This window comes from Micromonospora sp. MW-13, assembly GCF_003434305.1.
Taxonomy (GTDB): domain Bacteria; phylum Actinomycetota; class Actinomycetes; order Mycobacteriales; family Micromonosporaceae; genus Micromonospora.
The window spans coordinates 1-17,960 of the sequence record NZ_QKKX01000005.1; the positions used below are offsets into that span (position 1 = coordinate 1).

Consider the following 17,960-nt stretch of genomic DNA (forward strand, 5'->3'; position numbering starts at 1 on the left):
CGTGCTCCGGGTTCAACCCGACCACGTCCAGCAGCTCCTGCACCCGCCGCCGCTTGCTGCCCTTCGGCGCGGCGTCCGGGTGGATCTCGAACGGCTCGCCGATGATGTCGCCGACCGTCATCCGCGGGTTCAGCGAGGTGTACGGGTCCTGCATCACCATCTGCATGTTGCGTCGCAGCCGGCGCAGCTCCGACCCGGACGCCCTGAACAGGTCCCTTCCCTCCAGCGTGGCCCGGCCGGAGGTGGGCGTCTCCAGCCGCATCAGCAGCCGGGCCAGGGTGGACTTGCCACAGCCGGACTCGCCGACGACGCCGAGCGTCTCGCCCCGGCGCAGCTCGAAGCTGACCCCGTCGACGGCCCGCACCGCGCCGACCTGACGCTGGAACAGCACCCCCTGGGTGATCGGGAAGTGCTTGACCAGGTTGTCGACGGCGAGGATCGTCTCGCCCCGCACCTTGGCCGGGCTAGCGGGCGCTGTCATCGTGGACCTCCTGCGCGAAGTGGCACGCGCTGGTCCGGCCGTCGCCGAGGACCAGGTCGTGCGGCACCACGTCGACGCAGACCTGCTGCACGTACGGGCACCGGGGGTGGAAGGGGCAGCCGGAGGGGATCCGCATCAGGTTCGGCGGCAACCCCTTGATCGTCGACAGGGCCTGGCCGCGCACGTCCAGGCGCGGGATCGACTCCAGCAACCCCTTCGTGTACGGGTGGGCCGGTGCCCGGTACAGCGAGCGGACGTCGGCGTGCTCGACGATCCGGCCCGCGTACATGACGGCGATCCGGTCCGCGACGCCGGCCACCACGCCGAGGTCGTGGGTGATCAGGATCATCGCCATGTCCAGGTCCCGGCGCAGGTCGGCGAGCAGGTCCATGATCTGGGCCTGCACGGTGACGTCCAGCGCGGTGGTCGGCTCGTCGGCGATCAGCACCTTCGGGTTCAGCGCCAGCGCCATCGCGATCATGACGCGCTGCCGCATCCCGCCGGAGAACTGGTGCGGGTAGTCGCCGAGCCGGCTGGCCGCGGCCGGGATCCGCACCAGGTCCATCAGCTCGACGGTCCGGGCCCGGGCGTCGGCCCGGGACATCCCCTCCCGCTGGCGCAGCGTCTCGCCGACCTGCCAGCCGACCGGGAAGACCGGGTTCAGCGCGGACAGGGCGTCCTGGAAGATCATCGCGATCTCCTTGCCGCGTACCTGGCGGCGCTGCTCCTCCGACTGGCCGAGCAGGTCCCGGCCCCGGTAGCGGATCTGCCCGGCGCGCACGTGCGCCGGGGGAGTGTCCAGGATGCCCATGATCGCCTGCGCGGTGACGGACTTGCCGGACCCGGACTCACCGAGCACGGCCAGGGTCTCGCCGGCGTCCAGGTGGTACGAGACACCGTTGATCACCTTGGCCACGCCCTCGCCGGTGCGGAACTCGACGTGCAGGTCCCGGACCTCCAGCAGGTGGCCGCCCTCGGGCGTCGGGGAGGCCGGCACGGGTTGGACGGCGGGCTGGCTCATGAGAATCTCACCGCAGCTTCGGGTCGAAGGCGTCACGGATCGCGTCGCCGAGCATGATGAAGGCCAGCACGGTCAGCGCCAGGAAGGCCGAGGGCACCACCAGCGGGGTGGCGGCCTCCCGCATGTGCACCCGGCCGGCGTCGATGTCGATGCCCCAGGAGATGGTCGGCGCCTTGAGGCCGATGCCGAGGAAGCTCAGCGTCGCCTCGGCGGCGATGAACGAGCCGAGCGCGATGGTGAGCACCACGATCGCCGGGGCGAGCGCGTTCGGCAGGATGTGCCGCCACATGATCCGGCCGTTGCCGGCCCCGAGCATCCGGGCGGCGGCGACGTAGTCCTGCCCCTTGGCGGTGATCACCGAGGAACGGACCACCCGGGCCGCCGTGGTCCAGCCGAGCACCGCCAGGACGAAGATCACCGCGAACAGCCGGACGTTGTCGCTGCTGGTGCTCACCCGCTTGAGCAGCACGATCGCGGCGAGCAGCAGCGGGATGCCGAGCACGATGTCGATCACCCGGGAGAGCAGCGCGTCGACCCACCGGCCGAAGTACCCGGCGAGCATCCCGACGGTCAGCGCGATCAGCCCGGTGAACAGCGCCGAGAGCGCGCCGACCAGCAGCGACGCGCGGGCCCCGTACACCGCCCGGGCGTACGTGTCGCAGCCCTGGAAGTCGTACCCGAAGATGGCCCCGCCGGACGGCCCGGCGTGCTGGCGGGAGAGCACGCAGTCGCGCGGGTCGTTGGCGGTGAACAGCGCCGGGACGGCCGCCATCGCGGCGACCAGGACGACCAGGAACAGGCTGATCCAGAAGATCGGTTTGCGGCGCAGGTCGCGCCAGGCGTCGCCGGCCAGGCTGCGCGGCTTCCGCGGCACGCCGACCTGGTCGGGTGCTCCGGGCTCGCCCGACGGCCCCCGGCGCGCGGCCTGGTTCTCGGTGGCCGCCACGGTCTCGAAGTCGCTCATGCCGCCACCTCGCCGCGCCCGGTGCCGGCCCGGGTGCCCGCACCCGCCGTGCCGGTCGTTCGTTCGCTGCGCTCACTCATAGCGGATCCTCGGGTCGAGTACGGCGTACAGGACGTCCACCACCAGGTTGGACACGAGGTAGACCACGACGAGCACGCTGACGATGCCCACCACCAGGGGGCCGTCCTCGGTGCGGATGCCGCGAAACAGGTTGAACCCGACGCCGGGGATGTTGAACACGCCCTCGGTGATGATCGCGCCGCTCATCAGGTTGCCCAGCTCGACGCCGAGGAAGGTGACCACCGGGATGAGCGAGTTGCGCAGCACGTGCACGCCGACGATCCGTCGTTTGACCAGGCCCTTCGACCGGGCGGTGCGGACGTAGTCGGCGCGTAGGTTCTCCGCGACCGAGGTCCGGGTCAGCCGCAGTGCGGTGGCCAGCGACAGCGAACCGAGCACGATGCCGGGCAGCAGCAGCGCGTACAGGTCGGGGTCGGCGCCGGCGGTGGGCGGGAAGAGCTGCCACCTGACGCCGAGGAGGTACTGGGCGAGCGGGGCCAGCACGATCGTCGGGATGCCGAGCACCAGCAGGGTGAGCACCAGCGTCGCGTTGTCGAAGATGCCGGCCCGCCGGATGCCGGCGATCACGCCGGCGGTGACCCCGAAGACGATCGTCACCGCCATGGCGATCAGCGCGAGCTTCACGGTGACCGGCCAGGCGGCGGCGAGGATGTCGCCGATCTGCCGGCCGGTCAGCGACTGCCCCAGGTCGCCCTGGAGCAGGTTCTTCAGGTAGTCGAAGTAGCGGTAGAAGAAGCCGCCGACACCGGTGGCGTCGAGGTGGAACTTCTCCGTCAGGTATGCCCGCTGGGCGGCGGTGACCGGACGTTCCCCCGCGAGCGCCTGGATCGGGTCGCCCTGACCGGCGAACATCAGCGCGTAGACGATCAGCGTGGTCCCGAAGAAGGCGAGAACCATCTGGAGCAGTCGCCGCAGAATGAAGCGGAGCATACTGAGTAGTCTTCCTGAAAAGGGGCAAATCGGTGGCGGGTCGGGTCACCTCGCGCGGCGACCCGACCCGTCCTCCGGGGGAGCTACTTGACGGCTTCGATCTTCAGCAGGTCGATCCGGTCGAAGAGGTCCATCTCCACGTTCTTGACCTTGGTCGAGTGGCCGAAGTTGTTCTGGCCGTACCGGAGCGGGATCACCGGCATGTCCTCGGCCAGCAGGTCCTCCGCCGCCTGGTACTTCTTGACGGCCTCGTCCTCGGTCGGGGCCGTGGCGCCCTCGGCGAGCAGCTTGTCGAACTCCGGGTTGCTGTAGCCGTAGTAGTTCGACGAGCCGTTGCTGCTGTACAGCGGGCCCAGGTAGTTCTCCATCGACGGGTAGTCCATGACCCAGCCCATCCGGAACAGCCCGACCGGCTGCTTGGCCGTCACCTTCGTCAGCAGGTCCGCGAACTTCGGCTCGGCGGTGCCCACGCACTCCACGCCCAGGTTGGCCTTGAGCTGGTTGCAGGTCGCGTCGATCCAGTCCTTGTGCCCACCGTCGCCGTTGTACGACAGCTCGATCTTCTTCGGGCCGCCCGCGGCCTCGTACATCGCCTTGGCCTTGGCCGGGTCGAACTCGCCGGCGGCGCCGATGGTGTCCTCCCGGTAGCCAGCGACGACCGGCGAGACGAACGAGCGGGCCGGCTGCTGCGAGTCCTTGAAGATCGACCTGGTGATCTCGTCCCGGTCGATCGCCATCGAGATCGCCTTGCGCACCTCGGGGTTGCTGAACTCCTTCTGGAACGTCGGGAAGGCCAGCACCTGGAGCGAGGAGGCGGAGCTCTGCTGGAACCGGTCGCCGAGGTCGGTGCCGGCGGTCGACAGGTTCTCGGTCGGGATGGTCTTGATCACGTCCAGGTTGTCCGACAGCACGTCCGCGTACGCGGCGGTCGGCTGCTGGTAGATCCGGAACTCGACGCCGGCCACCTTCGGCTGCTGGCCGGGGAAGGCGTCGTACTTCTCCACCTCGACCTTGGCGTCGTGCTGCCACGAGCCCTTCATCCGGAACGCGCCCTGGCCGATCGGGGCCTGCTCGTATCCCTCGGCGAGCACGCCGGGGGCGGAGAACGCCGCCTTCGGCAGCGGGTAGAACGCCGTGTAGCCGAGCATGGTCCGGAACTCGCTGTACGGCTGGGACAGCGTCACGGTGAAGGTCAGGTCGTCGACCTTCTTCAGGCCGGTCAGCGTCTTCGCCTTCGGCTGCTCGCCCTGGAGATCGTCGTAGCCGGCGATCTTCTCGAAGAAGTAGCTGGAGTTCTGCCCGTTGGGGGCGTACGCGCCGTAGTTCCAGGCGTCGATGTAGCTCTCGGCCGTGACCTTCTCGCCGTTGTGGAAGGTGTAGCCGTCCTTGAGCTTGACCGTCCAGACCGTGTTGTCCGACGACGTCACGGACTCGGCGGCCACCTCGTGCGGCCTGTTCGCCTCGTCGTAGTCGACCAGCGGGCTGAACAGGGCGCTGAGCACCTGCGAGCCGCTGGTCTCGTTGGTGTTGGTCGGCACCAGGTGCTGCGGCTCGGCGATCTCGATCCGCACGGCCGCGTTGGGGTCGCTCTCGCCGGATCCGCCGTCGCCGCCCGATCCGCAGGCCGCCAGGCCCAGGGTCGCCGCGAGCGGGAGGGCGGTCCAGGCGGCAAGCCTACGAACACGCATTCGGTCTCCTCGTCTCCTCACGCTGCGCGGTCAGGCCCGCCGCTGGGGTAACGCTGCGCAACAATCGGCAACGGTAGGTCGCCGGGGGCGTGATCGGCAACGAAGCGGTTGCGAACCGGTAACGGAGCGGGGCTGCCGGCCTTGCCTTCGGCCGGACGTTCTGCTAGGGCCTGCCGGACGTAGGGCGGTGAACAGCGGTTCCGAGGAGCGGTTCGGGTCCCTATGGTGCCCATGCGCGCCGTGCATCCGGTTTGCTCGCCGACGTCCGCGATGCCACGCCGACCGGCCGACCGTCCGGATTCGGCGGTGACATGATCCACAAATTCTCACTATCGGTGACGATGCCCACGTGACTCACCGTCACCGACGGGTGCGGGCCCGGCCGCCCGGGCGGGTCGGCCGGCGGTCGCCGCGGGCGCGGGTCCCGGGATCGGCGCGCCCGGGACGTGAGACGATCTGGACGTGACGGCGACGATCCTGGACGGCAAGGCGACCGCGGCGGAGATCAAGGACGAGCTGCGGACGCGGGTCAAGGCACTGGCGGAACGCGGCATCACCCCGGGGCTGGGCACCGTCCTGGTCGGGGCGGACCCCGGTTCCCAGGCATACGTCAACGGCAAGCACCGCGACTGCGCCGAGGTGGGCATCGCCTCGATCCGTCGCGAGCTGCCCGCCGAGGCCACCCAGCAGCAGGTCGACGACGTGCTGACCGAGCTGAACGCGGACCCGGCCTGCCACGGGTACATCGTCCAGCTCCCGCTGCCGGGCCACCTGGACACCCAGCGCGCGCTGGAGATGATCGACCCGGACAAGGACGCCGACGGGCTGCACCCGGTCAACCTCGGCCGGCTGGTCCTCGGCTACCCCGGCCCGCTGCCCTGCACCCCGCGCGGCATCGTCGAGCTGCTCCGCCGGCACGAGGTGGCGCTGCGCGGCGCCAACGTCGCCGTCGTCGGCCGGGGCAACACCGTGGGTCGCCCGCTCGGCCTGCTGCTCACCCGGCGCAGCGAGAACGCCACGGTGACCCTGTGCCACACCGGCACCCTCGACCTGGCCGCGCACACCCGGACGGCGGACGTCGTCATCGTCGCGGCCGGGGTGCCGGGACTGCTCACCGCGGACATGGTCACCCCGGGCGCGACGGTGGTGGACGTCGGCATCACCCGGGTGATCGGCGCGGACGGCAAGGGCCGCTACACCGGCGACGTCGCCCCCGAGGTCGCCGAGGTGGCCGGGAAGCTGGTCCCGATGCCCGGCGGCGTCGGCCCGATGACCCGGGCCATGCTGCTCACCAACGTCGTCGAGCGGGCCGAGGGCAACTGAGCCACCGGCCGGTCCGTGGCCGCCGGCGGTGCGCCGCCCCGTGCTGCCGAAGTCGTCGGTTATGCCCCGATCGGTGCCAGGATGACTGATACCGTCCTGAAATCCGACGGGTATCAGGGAGTGGGCCGACCATGGGTAAGAAGGTCACTGTCGTCGGGGCCGGCTTCTACGGCTCCACCACCGCGCAACGCCTGGCCGAGTACGACGTCTTCGACACCGTGGTGATCACCGACATCGTCGAGGGCAAGCCGGCCGGCCTCGCCCTGGACCTCAACCAGTCGCGCCCCGTCGAGGGCTTCGAGACCACGGTCGTCGGCGTCACCACCGGCCCGGCCGGCGAGGGGTACGAGGCCATCGCGGGCTCGGACGTCGTGGTGGTCACCGCGGGCCTGCCGCGCAAGCCGGGCATGAGCCGGATGGACCTGCTGGAGACCAACGCCAAGATCGTCCGCCAGGTCGCTGAGAACGTGGCCCGGCACGCCCCGGACGCCGTGGTCATCGTCGTGTCCAACCCGCTGGACGAGATGACCGCGCTGGCCCAGCTCGCCACCGGGTTCCCGAAGAACCGGGTGCTCGGCCAGGCCGGCATGCTCGACTCCGCCCGGTTCACCAACTTCGTCGCCGAGGCCCTGGCCGTTCCGGTGCGGTCGGTGCGGACCCTGACCCTGGGCTCGCACGGCGAGACGATGGTGCCGGTCCCGTCGAGGAGCACCGTGGACGGCAGGCCGCTGCGCGAGGCGATGCCGGCCAAGCAGATCGAGGAACTGGTCGTCAAGACCCGCAACGGCGGCGCCGAGGTGGTCGCGCTGCTGAAGACCGGGTCGGCCTACTACGCCCCGTCGGCCGCCGCCGCCCGGATGGCCAGGGCCGTCGCGGAGGACTCCGGGGAGGTGATGCCGGTCTGCGCCTGGGTCGACGGCGAGTACGACATCTCGGGTGTCTACCTCGGCGTCGAGGCCGAGATCGGCGCCGGGGGCGTCCGGCGGATCGTCGAGACCGACCTGGACGCCGACGAACTGGCCAGCCTGAAGGCAGCCGCCGAGGCCGTCCGCAACAAGCAGTCCGACATCACCCACCTCTAACCCCGCCCCCTGCCCCGCCCTTGATCAACCCTGCGGGCGGGGCAGCGCCACGAACGGCTCGCCCAGGTGCGGGGTGGCCAGGGTCGCCGGGCCGTGGGCGGTCAGGGCGCGCAGCAGCGCCGCCCGGGTCGCGCGCGCCGTGGCCGGCTGTTCCTCGTGGGCGTACGCCAGGTCGGGGTCGACGAGCTGCACCGTGTGCACCAGCAGGTCGCCGGTTACCAGCAGCCGTTCGTCCCCGCCGGCCACCAGCACCGACTGGTGGCCGGGGGTGTGCCCGGGCGTGCTCAGCACCCGTACCCCCGGGGTCAGCGGGGTGTCGCCGTCGAGGACCCGGAGCTGGTCGGCGGCCCGCAACGGCGCGACCAGCCCGGCGTCCAGCCCCGGGTCGACCGACCGCAGCGCGTCCAGCTCGGCACGCTGGAGCAGGTAGTCGGCGTTGCCGAACCAGGGTGTGCCGGCCGGGCCGGTGACCGCCCAGCCCACGTGGTCGGTGTGCAGGTGGGTCAGTACCACCGTGCGGACGTCGGCCGGGTCGATGCCGGCGGCGGCCAGCTCGGCCGGCAGCCGGCCGGGCACCGGGGCCCAGCTTGCGGCGGGGGAGCCGGCCGGGCCGATCCCGGCGTCGACCAGGGTGACCGGGCCGGCCCCGGCCCGCACGGCGAAGCAGCGGAACGGCAGCCACCAGCGCCCGTCGCCGGTGACCGCGGCCGGGTCCCGTTCGTCGGCCGCGAGCCAGTGCTCGGCGGTGGCGTCCGGGAACGCCTCCTCGCGGGGCTGGAAGAACGGCCCCTCCCCGTCGGTCAGCGCGGTGACCGTGATAGACCCGAGGATGCGGCGCGACGGCATCCGGTGATGGTGCCAACGATCTTCGTGCCGTGCACCCCCGTTTCACCGGCCCACCGAGGCCGGCTGGGGACTGCCGGCCAGTTTCCAGTACGCTCGTACTGCTTGAGCATGTGTCCCCCGAGAGGAGCGCCGGTCGATGGCGAAGATCAAGGTAAACAACCCGGTCGTGGAGCTCGACGGCGACGAGATGACCCGGATCATCTGGAAGCAGATCCGGGAGCAGTTGATCCTGCCCTACCTCGACGTCGACCTGCACTACTACGACCTCTCGATCCAGTACCGCGACGAGACCGACGACCAGGTCACCATCGACGCCGCCAACGCCATCAAGGAGCACGGCGTCGGCGTCAAGTGCGCCACCATCACCCCGGACGAGGCTCGGGTCGAGGAGTTCGGCCTGAAGAAGATGTGGCAGTCGCCGAACGGGACCATCCGCAACATCCTCGGCGGTGTCGTCTTCCGCGAGCCGATCATCATGTCCAACGTGCCGCGGCTGGTCCCGGGCTGGACCAAGCCGATCATCATCGGCCGGCACGCCCACGGCGACCAGTACAAGGCCACCGACTTCGTCGTCCCCGGCCCGGGCACGGTGACCATCACCTACACCCCGACCGACGGCTCCGCGCCCGTGGAGATGGAGGTCGCCAAGTTCCCCGGCGGCGGCATCGCCATGGGCATGTACAACTTCGACGAGTCGATCCGGGACTTCGCCCGCGCCTCGTTCCGGTACGGCCTGGACCGCAACTACCCGGTCTACCTGTCGACCAAGAACACCATCCTCAAGGCGTACGACGGCCGCTTCAAGGACATCTTCGCCGAGGTGTTCGAGAACGAGTTCAAGTCGGAGTTCGAGGCCGCCGGCATCACCTACGAGCACCGGCTGATCGACGACATGGTGGCCGCCGCGCTGAAGTGGGAGGGCGGCTACGTCTGGGCCTGCAAGAACTACGACGGTGACGTGCAGTCCGACACCGTCGCGCAGGGCTTCGGCTCGCTCGGCCTGATGACCTCGGTGCTGCTCTCCCCGGACGGCCGCACCGTCGAGGCGGAGGCCGCGCACGGCACGGTCACCCGGCACTACCGGCAGTACCAGAAGGGCGAGAAGACCTCGACCAACCCGATCGCCTCCATCTACGCCTGGACCCGGGGCCTGGCCCACCGGGGCAAGCTGGACGGCACCCCGGCGGTCACCGAGTTCGCCAACACCCTGGAGCAGGTCATCGTCGACACCGTCGAGGGCGGCCAGATGACCAAGGACCTTTCGCTGCTCATCTCGCGGGACGCCCCGTGGCTGACCACCGACGAGTTCATGAACGCGCTGGACGAGAACCTGGCGCGCCGGCTCGCCGCCTGATCTCCCGGCCGTTCCCCCGGACGGGGGTGCGGCACCGACCGAGCCCGCCGGCCCCGTGCCGGCGGGCTCCGTCGTGTCCGGGCCGCCGTGTCCGGGCCGCCGTGTCCGGGTGCTCCTGTACGCGTGCCGTTACCGAGGGTGAGCTGGCTCGTTGAGCTGGGTGGACGTGGTGCCAGTCGCGTCCAGGAAGGTTGACCGCGGGTCGCCTCGCGGCACGAGTGCCGATCAGCCAGCCTTCCCGGCTGTCGCACACAGCCAGCCGTCCCTTCCCCGCGGGGGGCCCGTTCCGGGCCCCCCGCGCCCTGTCTCCCGGCCCGGGATCCCCGCTCAGGCGGCGCGGAGCAGCTCGGCGGCGCGTTCCGGGGCGATGTCGTTGACGAACACCCCCATGCCGGACTCGGAGCCGGCGAGGTACTTCAGCTTGTCCCCGGCGCGCCGGACGCTGAATAGCTGAAGGTGCAGGTGCCCCAGCTCGCGGTCGACCCGTACCGGGGCCTGGTGCCAGGCGGCGATGTAGGGCATCGGCAGGTCGAACAGCCCGTCGAGGCGGCGCAGCACGTCCAGGTGGAGCGGGCCGAGGGCGTCCCGCTCCTCGTCGGTCAGGGCGGGAATGTCCAGCACCGGCCGGTGCGGGGCCACGTGCACCTCGAACGGCCACCGGGCCGCCGCCGGCACGTACGCCGTCCAGTGTTCGTTGCTCGTGACCACGCGCGTCCCGGCGGCGCGCTCGGCGGCGAGCACGTCGGCGTAGAGGTTGCCGCCGCCGGTGCGTTCGGCGTGCCGGCGGGCCGCGCCGAGCATCGCCCGGGTGCGCGGCGTGACGAACGGGTACGCGTAGATCTGCCCGTGCGGGTGGTGCAGGGTCACCCCGATCTCCACGCCCCGGTTCTCGAAGCAGAAGACCTGCTCCACCCCGGGCAGCTCGGCCAGCGCCGCCGTCCGGTCGGCGAGGGCGTCCAGCACGGTGCGCGCCCGGCGGGGCGGGAGTCCGGCGAACGAGGCGTTGTGGTCGTCGGTGAAGCAGACCACCTCGCACCGCCCCTGGCCGGCCCGGACCGGGGTGAACGGGGTGATCTCCGCCGGCTCCTCGGCGATCCGCTGGCTCAGCGACGGGAACCGGTTCTCGAACACGGCGACGTCGTACCCGGGTGCCGGGATCTCGCTGAGCCGGTCGCCCCGCGACGGGCACAGCGGGCACTGGCCGGCCGGGGGCAGGAAGGTACGGGTCTGCCGGTGCACGGCGACGGCCACCCACTCGTCGGTCAGCGGATCGTAGCGGAGCTGGGACGCGGGCGGGGCCGGCGGCAGCTCCCGCCGGTCCGGCTGGTCGCGGACCGCGTCGTCCCGCTCGTCGAAGTAGATCAGCTCCCGGCCGTCGGCCAGCTCGATCCTCGTACGCCTCACGCCGCCGTTCCCTTCCCCGCCGGCGCGGTCGGCGTCCGGCCCGGCCCCCACCGCGCCGCGTTCTCCGCCGGCTCCACCAGGACCAGCTCGCCCACCCGCTAGCCGAGTATTCGGCGGGCCTCCGGGGCCAGCCGGTCGTCGGTGACCAGCACGTCGGCTGCGGCCAGCTCGACGATCGAGGAGATGCCGACCGTGCCCCACTTGGTGTGGTCGGCCAGCACGACCAGCCGGTCGGCGGCGGCCACCAGGGTCCGGTCGGTCTCCGCCTCGGTCAGGTTGGGGGTGGTGAAGCCGGCCCGCTCGGTGATCCCGTGCACGCCGAGGAAGAGCAGGTCCAGGTGCAGCGACCGGATCGCCGCGACCGCCAGGGGCCCGACCAGCGCGTCGGACGGCGTGCGTACCCCGCCGGTGAGCACCACGGTCTGGTCCGCCCGGCCGCCGGTGTGCAGGATCTCGGCCACCGGCAGGGAGTTGGTCACCACGGTCAGCTCCGGCACGTCGACCAGCCGGCGGGCCAGTTCGGCGGTGGTGGTCCCGGCGGAGAGGGCGATCGCCGCGCCGGGCCGGACCAGCTCGGCCGCGCGGGTGGCGATGGCGGCCTTCTCCGGTAGCTGGCGCACCGACCTGGCACGGAAGCCGGGCTCGTCGGTCGAGCCGGGGCCGGTCACCGTCGCGCCGCCGTGCACCTTGGCCAGCAGGCCCCGCTCGTGCAGCGTCTCCAGGTCGCGGCGGATCGTCATGTCCGAGACGCCGAACTCGGCGGCCAACTCGGTCACCCGCATCCCGCCGGCGGCCCGGATGCGTTCCAGGATGGCCGCCTGCCGCTGCTGCGCGAGCATCGCACCTCCGGCTCCCCGCGCCATTCTCACGCGGTCGAACGTGTTCCAACAGAGCTGGACACTAGCCCGGAGGCCGGCAGGCGCGGAAGCGGCCACCACCGTCAGGTGGCCGGGCCAGACGCCGCGCAGCCCGGCCCTCCGGGGAGGGGACCGGGCTGCGCGGGCCGGCGAGCGGCGCTCAGGCGGACTGGAGGCGGGGCTCCACCCACCCGGTCTCGGTCAGGTGGTGCATCACCGCGTGCACCGCCTCGTCGATCGACATGCCGGTGGTGTCGACCACCACGTCGGCGTCGGTCGGCACCTCGTACGGGTCGTCGATGCCGGTCATCCCGGTGAGCAGCCCGGCCCGGGCCCGGGCGTAGAGGCCCTTGCGGTCGCGCTGCTCGCAGACCTCGATCGGGGTCGCCACGTGCACCAGCACGAAGCCCGCCCCGGCGGCGTGGGCCATCTCCCGGGCGGTCGCCCGCGCCGCCGCGTACGGGGCGATCGGGCAGCAGACGCCGACGCCGCGGTGCCGGGCGATCTCGGCGGCCACCCAGCCGATCCGCCGGACGTTGAGGTCCCGGTCCGCCTTGCTGAAGGTCAGCCCGGCGGAGAGTTCCCGGCGCACCACGTCGCCGTCGAGCAGGGTCACCGTCCGGTCCCCGCCCTCGCGCAGCACGTCCGTCAGGCCCCGGGCGATGGTCGACTTGCCGGAGCCGGAGAAGCCGGTCAGGAACACCACGAGACCCCGGTGCCGCCGGGCCGGGCGGGCCCGGGCCAGTTCCTTGGCCACCGCCGGCGGGGTGTGCCACTCGGGCAGCGGGAAGCCCCGGTCGAGCAGGTCATCGATCTCCGCCTGGCTGAGCGCCAGCCGCCGGTTGCGCGGCGGGATGTCCTCCCGCCAGCGCCACTGCCCGTCCCGGCTGTCGTAGGCCAGCTCGCGGGGGACCAGCACCCGCAGGCCGGCGCCGGAGAGCATCTCGCCGGTGGAGAGCAGGTGGGTCACCCCGTACGCGGCGGCCACCCGGGCCTGGAGCAGCGCGTCGCTGATCTCGTCGCGGCGGCGGGCCTGCGGCACCGCGACCAGGGTCGCCGGGGGCATCCGGTCCCGGGCGGCGAAGACCGCCCGGATCAGCGCCTCGGAGGGCAGCCCGTTGGTCGTCCCCTCGCCCACCGGAATCATCACCAGCAGGTGCGCCCCCAGGGTGCGGGCCGCGTGGGCGATCTGGGCGAGCTGCGGGCGGTGCAGGGGCCGGTCGGCGAGGACGCCGAGCACCCGGCCCGGGGGCAGCAGCGCGCGGATCTCCTCCGGGCTGCGGCGCAGCCGCTGGAACGGGCCGTGGCCGCCGTCGCCGAGCCGCCGTACCGGGCCACCGACCCCGGCGACGCCGTCCCGGGCCGGCCAGACGTCCGTGACCTCCAGCGCGGCGACCGGGGCGCCCTCGCCGTCGGTCAGCACCAGGGTCCGGCGCAGCGGGTCGGCCGGGTCCAGGCCGTCGGCGAGGGCCGCCGGCACCTGGAGGGCCACCGGCACCTGCCAGGGTGTGCCGTCGGCGAGCCGACCCCGCCGGCCGACGCCCGCCAGGTCCGCCCGGGTCATGAAGCCGGCGAGCGGCGCGTACGCCCCGGTCAGCAGCAACTCCAGATCGGCCAGTTCCCCGGGCCGCGGCGTGTACGCCGGAGCGTCCCGCAGCACCTCTTCGGGCAGCACCCATCCGTTGCTCATCGCACCCCCCACTACTGGCCGGAACACAGTTTCTCAGCCGACCGGCGATCGGTCGAGAGCGCCATTCCCCCTACCGGGGGTGGAGTTGCCGGGAAAGCTACGAGCACGCGTACCGCGAACTGTTCCAGCGGCCGGCTGCGCACCCTCGTCCAGCAGCGGACCGAGAGCCTCAAGGGCGACGAGGTGATCACCCGCGGCTGAGTCCGGCGGGCGGGCCGGGACCGGGCCGGAATGGTAGGGCTGGCCGGATGGACCCGGCCGGGTCCATCCGGCAAGCTCAGTGCCATGGTGGCGGACACGGGCCGGGCGGCGCCCAGGCAGTCGTACCCGAAGAGCACCCGGCACTGGCTGACCAGCCTGGCGGTCGCCGGCACGGCCGCGGCGGCGACCACCACGGTCGCCCAGTCGGTCGGTGACTTCCACTGGTGGGCCGGGTTCGTCCTGGTCCCCGGGGCGCTGACGGCGGCGGGCGGCGGGGTGCTGCTGGCCCGTGGCGGCGGGCGGGCGTTCGTCGGGTACGTGGTGGGCTGCGTCGGCCTGTTGATCTTCACGGTCGGGGCGCTGCTGATGACCGGCACGACGGGCCGGGGCTGGCCGGCCCTGGTCACGCTGCCCTGCCTGGCGGTCGCCGGCACCTACCTGTGGCGGTCCGCCGACCCGCTGGCTCGGGGGCTGCACCGCACGGTCGCCCTGCTCGCCCTGGCCGGCGCCCTGGTCGGGGTGACCCTGTTCCTCATCCGCGCCCGGCTGGTGGACCCGGGTCAGATCCACTGGTGGGGCGGGTTCGTGCTGCTCGCCGGGGTGGTGGTCTGCGGCAACGCCGTCGAGCTGGCCCGGCACCGGATGCCGTACCGGCTCCAGGCGGTCACCCTGCTGGTCGGGCCGGCCGTGGTCGCCGCCCTGCTCGGCGTCCGCATGCTGCGCGGCTGGTGAGGCCGCGCCGCCTTCCGGTCGCGGGCCGCCTTCGGTCGTGGCCGGAGGGCGGCCCCACCCCGTCGGGCCGACGGGGGCGGGTGTCGGCCAGGGGCCCGGCCGGGCGGTGAGCCCGCCGGCCGGGACCCCGGCTCAGAAGGCGCAGGCGACGACCAGCTCCGGGGCGCGGTCCGGCAGCAGGTCGAGTTTGCCGATCCGGCCGGCCGCCCGCAGGTCGTCGGCGACCAGCGTCAGCCGGTCGAGCAGGGCGGCCGGGCCGAGCGCCTCGGCCAGCGGCACCTCCGCCCGCATCGACAGCTTCCGCTCGGACTTGGCCCGGCGCACCTGGCTCAGCGCGGCGGAGGCCAGCCGCAGCAACTCCGGGTCGCCGTCGCCCTGGATCGCCCGCCCGACCTCGTACGTCGTCGGCCAGGTGGCGCGGTGCGCCGACCCGTACCGCCACCAGGACCAGACCTCCTCGGTGGCGAACGGCAGCACCGGCGCGAACAGCCGCAACTGCACCGACAGCGCGGTCGCCAGCGCCGCGCGGGCCGAGTCGGCCCCCGGTCCGGTGCCGTAGGCGCGCTCCTTCACCAGCTCGATGTAGTCGTCGCAGAACCGCCAGAAGAACGCCTCCGTCGCCTGTAGGGCGGCCGTGTGGTCGTACCCGTCGAAGGCGGCGGTCGCGGCGGCGACCACGCCGGACAGCTCGGCGAGCATGGCGGTGTCCAGCGGCTCGGTGGCCGACAGCTCCAGGTCGCGGCGCGGCGTCAGACGCGCCGAGCTGGAGTTGTCGTACGGGGCGCGCAGCGCGTCGGCCGCGCCCAGCCCGAGGGCGAACTTCGACGCGTTGAGCAGCTTGGTGGCCAGCCGCCGGCCCACCTTGATCTGCGCCGGGTCGAAGGCCAGGTCCATCCCCGGCCGGCCGCTGGCCGCCCAGTACCGGACCGCGTCGGAGCCGTACTGCTCCAGCAGCGCCATCGGGGTGACCACGTTCCCCTTGGACTTGGCCATCTTCTTCCGGTCCGGGTCGAGGATCCAGCCGGAGAGCACCGTGTCCCGCCACGGCAGCACGCCGTGCTCCAGGTGCGACCGGACGATCGTGGCGAACAGCCAGGTGCGGATGATCTCCTGCCCCTGCGGGCGCAGGTCCATCGGGAAGACCCGCCGGAACAGCTCCGGGTCGGTCTCCCAGCCGCCCACGATCTGCGGGGTCAGCGACGAGGTGGCCCAGGTGTCCAGCACGTCCGGGTCGCCGACGAAACCGCCCGGCCGGCCACGCTGGGACTCGTCGTACCCGGGCGGCGGCTCGCCGGACGGGTCGATCGGGAGCGCCGACTCGTCGGGTGTGAGAGGGTGGGAACGGTCCGGCTCGCCAGTGTCGTCGAGCCGGTACCACACCGGCACGGGCACGCCGAAGAAGCGCTGCCGGCTGACCAGCCAGTCACCGGTCAGGCCGCCCACCCAGTGGTCGTAGCGGTGCTTCATGTGCTCCGGCACCCAGCGCAGCTCCCCGCCCCGGGCCAGCAGCGCGTCGCGCAGGCCGGTGTCCCGCCCGCCGTTGCGCAGGTACCACTGCCGGGTGGAGACGATCTCCAGCGGCCGGTCGCCCCGTTCGTAGAACTTCACCGGGTGGGTGATCGGGCGCGGCTCGCCGACCAGGTCGCCCGCGTCGGCCAGCAACCCCACCACGGTCCGCCGGGCCCCGTTCACGGTCTGCCCGGCCAGCGCCGCGTACGGCTGCGCCGGCACGCCGGCCGGCGGCTCCGGCAGCAGCCGCCCGTCCCGGCCGATCACCACCCGGGTGTCGAGCGCCAGCTCCCGCCACCAGGTCACGTCGGTCAGGTCGCCGAACGTGCAGACCATCGCGACGCCCGTGCCCTTGGCCGGGTCCGCCAGCGGGTGCGCCCGCACCGGCACCTCGACCCCGAAGACGGGGGTACGCACGACCGAGCCGACCAGGTCCGCGTACCGCTCGTCGTCGGGGTGGCAGACCAGCGCCACGCAGGCCGGCAGCAGCTCCGGCCGGGTGGTGTCGATCAGCACCTGCCGCCCGCCCGGCCCGGCGAACCGCAGCCGGTGGTACGCCCCCGGCCGCTCCCGGTCCTCCAGCTCCGCCTGCGCCACGGCGGTGGCGAACCCGACGTCCCACAGCGTCGGCGCCTCCGCCTGGTACGCCTCGCCCCGGGCCAGGTTGCGCAGGAACGCCCGCTGCGACGCCACCCGGGCCGCCCGCCCGATCGTGGTGTACGTCAGCGACCAGTCCACCGACAGCCCGAGCCGCCGCCACAGCTCCTCGAAGACCTTCTCGTCGGCGGCGGTCAGCGTCTCGCACAGCTCGACGAAGTTGCGTCGGGAGATCGGCGTCGGGTCCTTCCGGGCCGCGTCGTCGACCGGGGTGGCCGGGGCCCGCCAGTCCGGGTCGTACGGCAGCGACGGGTCGCAGCGCACCCCGTACACGTTCTGCACCCGGCGCTCGGTGGGCAGGCCGTTGTCGTCCCAGCCCATCGGGTAGAACACCGTCCGGCCGCGCATCCGCTGGAACCGGGCCACCGTGTCGGTGTGCGTGTACGAGAAGACGTGCCCCATGTGCAGCTCGCCCGATACGGTCGGCGGCGGGGTGTCGATCGAGAACACGTCCGCCCGCCCCCTGGAACGGTCGAACGCGTACGTGCCCTCCTCCTGCCAGCGGCGCGCCCAGGTCTCCTCAAGCCCGTCCAACGTGGGACGCTCGGGGACGTCGGCGCGGGCCGTCCTCGCCGTGTCAGTCATCCGTCGATCCTAGGCAGCGGCGGTGCGCCGCTCAGCGGTCGACCCGCCACGCGGCATCGGGCGGCGGGCCGCCCTCGGCGACGATGTGCCGGACGATCCGCAGCGCCTCCTCCAGCGGCACGGTGTCCTCGTCGGGATACTCGTCGTCCTGCCCGTTGCCCAGGACGAAGCCGTCGCTCCAGCCGTCCGCCCCGGGGTCGCTCGCGTGCGCGCCCGGGTCGCCCGGCCCGTCGAGCAGCATCACCACCGCCCGCTCGGTGTTGCTCACCACCGCCAGCGAGCGCCCCGACGAACTGCTCAGCCACGATTCGAGCCGGCCGGCGGTGACCCGTTCGCCGAGCTGTCGGACCGCGTCGTCGGCGGTCACCGGCGCCGTCCCACCGTGGAACGTCCAGGTCTCCACCATGGCCCGATCCTTCCAGCCCGACGGCCCGGCCCGGCTGCCCGGGTGGCCGACCGAGCCGGGAAGCGACCGCGATCCCACTCCGGACCGATCGCCCCGCCCGACCTGGCGGACGACGAAGCGCCCGCCCCGATCGGGGCGGGCGCTTCGTG

General features: G+C 72.8%; 15 protein-coding genes. 4 read left to right on the forward strand and 11 right to left on the reverse strand.

Annotated elements, in window-relative coordinates:
• From C5N14_RS02720 to C5N14_RS02740, 5 genes are all read right to left on the reverse strand, one after another.
• Positions 1-481 (reverse strand): ATP-binding cassette domain-containing protein (locus C5N14_RS02720; protein WP_117665504.1); only part of this gene is annotated, 481 nt, incomplete at its 3' end.
• On the reverse strand, positions 465-1,502 hold the full coding sequence (locus tag C5N14_RS02725; RefSeq protein WP_117665218.1) for an ABC transporter ATP-binding protein: 1,038 nt from the start codon (positions 1,500-1,502) through the stop codon (positions 465-467). The genes C5N14_RS02725 and C5N14_RS02720, both read right to left, overlap by 17 nt.
• 7 nt (positions 1,503-1,509) lie before the next feature.
• Positions 1,510-2,466, reverse strand: coding sequence for an ABC transporter permease (locus tag C5N14_RS02730; RefSeq protein WP_117665219.1), 957 nt, complete (start codon positions 2,464-2,466; stop codon positions 1,510-1,512).
• 72 nt (positions 2,467-2,538) lie between these two features.
• The gene (locus C5N14_RS02735) at positions 2,539-3,477 is read right to left on the reverse strand and encodes an ABC transporter permease (protein ID WP_117665220.1); all 939 of its coding nucleotides are present in this window, start codon (positions 3,475-3,477) and stop codon (positions 2,539-2,541) included.
• Positions 3,478-3,560: 83 nt separating this feature from the next.
• Positions 3,561-5,165 (reverse strand): ABC transporter substrate-binding protein, encoded by a 1,605-nt coding sequence (locus tag C5N14_RS02740; protein ID WP_117665221.1) that lies wholly within the window; start codon positions 5,163-5,165, stop codon positions 3,561-3,563.
• A gap of 462 nt (positions 5,166-5,627) precedes the next feature.
• Here C5N14_RS02740 and C5N14_RS02745 point away from each other — a divergent pair, with 462 nt between their 5' ends.
• Both C5N14_RS02745 and C5N14_RS02750 read left to right on the forward strand, forming a co-directional pair.
• Entirely contained in the window at positions 5,628-6,488 is an 861-nt protein-coding gene (locus C5N14_RS02745) for a bifunctional methylenetetrahydrofolate dehydrogenase/methenyltetrahydrofolate cyclohydrolase (RefSeq protein ID WP_117665222.1), read from the forward strand.
• A gap of 131 nt (positions 6,489-6,619) precedes the next feature.
• Positions 6,620-7,570, forward strand: coding sequence for a malate dehydrogenase (locus tag C5N14_RS02750; protein ID WP_117665223.1), 951 nt, complete (start codon positions 6,620-6,622; stop codon positions 7,568-7,570).
• Positions 7,571-7,594: 24 nt separating this feature from the next.
• On the opposite strand, the gene C5N14_RS02755 is transcribed toward C5N14_RS02750, so the two are convergent.
• Entirely contained in the window at positions 7,595-8,416 is an 822-nt protein-coding gene (locus tag C5N14_RS02755) for an MBL fold metallo-hydrolase (RefSeq protein WP_117665224.1), read from the reverse strand.
• A gap of 136 nt (positions 8,417-8,552) precedes the next feature.
• Here C5N14_RS02755 and C5N14_RS02760 point away from each other — a divergent pair, with 136 nt between their 5' ends.
• Positions 8,553-9,770, forward strand: a complete 1,218-nt coding sequence (locus C5N14_RS02760) for an NADP-dependent isocitrate dehydrogenase (RefSeq protein WP_117665225.1) — start codon at positions 8,553-8,555, stop codon at positions 9,768-9,770.
• 327 nt (positions 9,771-10,097) lie between these two features.
• On the opposite strand, the gene galT is transcribed toward C5N14_RS02760, so the two are convergent.
• The 3 genes from galT to cysC form a co-directional block, all read right to left on the reverse strand.
• On the reverse strand, positions 10,098-11,174 hold the full coding sequence (galT, locus tag C5N14_RS02765; protein WP_117665505.1) for a galactose-1-phosphate uridylyltransferase: 1,077 nt from the start codon (positions 11,172-11,174) through the stop codon (positions 10,098-10,100).
• A gap of 98 nt (positions 11,175-11,272) precedes the next feature.
• Positions 11,273-12,013, reverse strand: coding sequence for a DeoR/GlpR family DNA-binding transcription regulator (locus C5N14_RS02770; RefSeq protein WP_117665226.1), 741 nt, complete (start codon positions 12,011-12,013; stop codon positions 11,273-11,275).
• A 178-nt stretch (positions 12,014-12,191) separates the two neighbouring features.
• Entirely contained in the window at positions 12,192-13,721 is a 1,530-nt protein-coding gene (cysC, locus tag C5N14_RS02775) for an adenylyl-sulfate kinase (RefSeq protein WP_117665227.1), read from the reverse strand.
• Between the two features lie 285 nt (positions 13,722-14,006).
• Between cysC and C5N14_RS02780 the strand changes: the two genes are divergently transcribed.
• A complete protein-coding gene (locus tag C5N14_RS02780) occupies positions 14,007-14,654 on the forward strand; it encodes a hypothetical protein (protein WP_117665228.1) in 648 nt (215 codons plus the stop codon).
• 132 nt (positions 14,655-14,786) lie between these two features.
• On the opposite strand, the gene valS is transcribed toward C5N14_RS02780, so the two are convergent.
• Positions 14,787-17,405 (reverse strand): valine--tRNA ligase, encoded by a 2,619-nt coding sequence (gene valS, locus C5N14_RS02785; RefSeq protein WP_117665229.1) that lies wholly within the window; start codon positions 17,403-17,405, stop codon positions 14,787-14,789.
• 31 nt (positions 17,406-17,436) lie between these two features.
• Positions 17,437-17,811 carry a hypothetical protein gene (locus tag C5N14_RS02790; RefSeq protein WP_117665230.1) on the reverse strand — a complete coding sequence of 125 codons (375 nt, stop codon included), beginning with the start codon at positions 17,809-17,811 and terminating at the stop codon, positions 17,437-17,439.
• Positions 17,812-17,960 lie beyond the last annotated feature (149 nt).

What these genes read in the sequence shown, in the direction of transcription:
- C5N14_RS02725 (WP_117665218.1), bottom strand. Translation starts at nt 1,502, where the DNA reads ATGAGCCAGCCCGCCGTCCAACCCGTGCCGGCCTCCCCGACGCCCGAG.
- C5N14_RS02730 (WP_117665219.1), bottom strand. Translation starts at nt 2,466, where the DNA reads ATGAGCGACTTCGAGACCGTGGCGGCCACCGAGAACCAGGCCGCGCGC.
- C5N14_RS02735 (WP_117665220.1), bottom strand. Translation starts at nt 3,477, where the DNA reads ATGCTCCGCTTCATTCTGCGGCGACTGCTCCAGATGGTTCTCGCCTTC.
- C5N14_RS02740 (WP_117665221.1), bottom strand. Translation starts at nt 5,165, where the DNA reads ATGCGTGTTCGTAGGCTTGCCGCCTGGACCGCCCTCCCGCTCGCGGCG.
- C5N14_RS02750 (WP_117665223.1), top strand. Translation starts at nt 6,620, where the DNA reads ATGGGTAAGAAGGTCACTGTCGTCGGGGCCGGCTTCTACGGCTCCACC.
- C5N14_RS02755 (WP_117665224.1), bottom strand. Translation starts at nt 8,416, where the DNA reads ATGCCGTCGCGCCGCATCCTCGGGTCTATCACGGTCACCGCGCTGACC.
- C5N14_RS02760 (WP_117665225.1), top strand. Translation starts at nt 8,553, where the DNA reads ATGGCGAAGATCAAGGTAAACAACCCGGTCGTGGAGCTCGACGGCGAC.
- C5N14_RS02770 (WP_117665226.1), bottom strand. Translation starts at nt 12,013, where the DNA reads ATGCTCGCGCAGCAGCGGCAGGCGGCCATCCTGGAACGCATCCGGGCC.
- cysC (WP_117665227.1), bottom strand. Translation starts at nt 13,721, where the DNA reads ATGAGCAACGGATGGGTGCTGCCCGAAGAGGTGCTGCGGGACGCTCCG.
- C5N14_RS02780 (WP_117665228.1), top strand. Translation starts at nt 14,007, where the DNA reads ATGGTGGCGGACACGGGCCGGGCGGCGCCCAGGCAGTCGTACCCGAAG.
- valS (WP_117665229.1), bottom strand. Translation starts at nt 17,405, where the DNA reads ATGACTGACACGGCGAGGACGGCCCGCGCCGACGTCCCCGAGCGTCCC.
- C5N14_RS02790 (WP_117665230.1), bottom strand. Translation starts at nt 17,811, where the DNA reads ATGGTGGAGACCTGGACGTTCCACGGTGGGACGGCGCCGGTGACCGCC.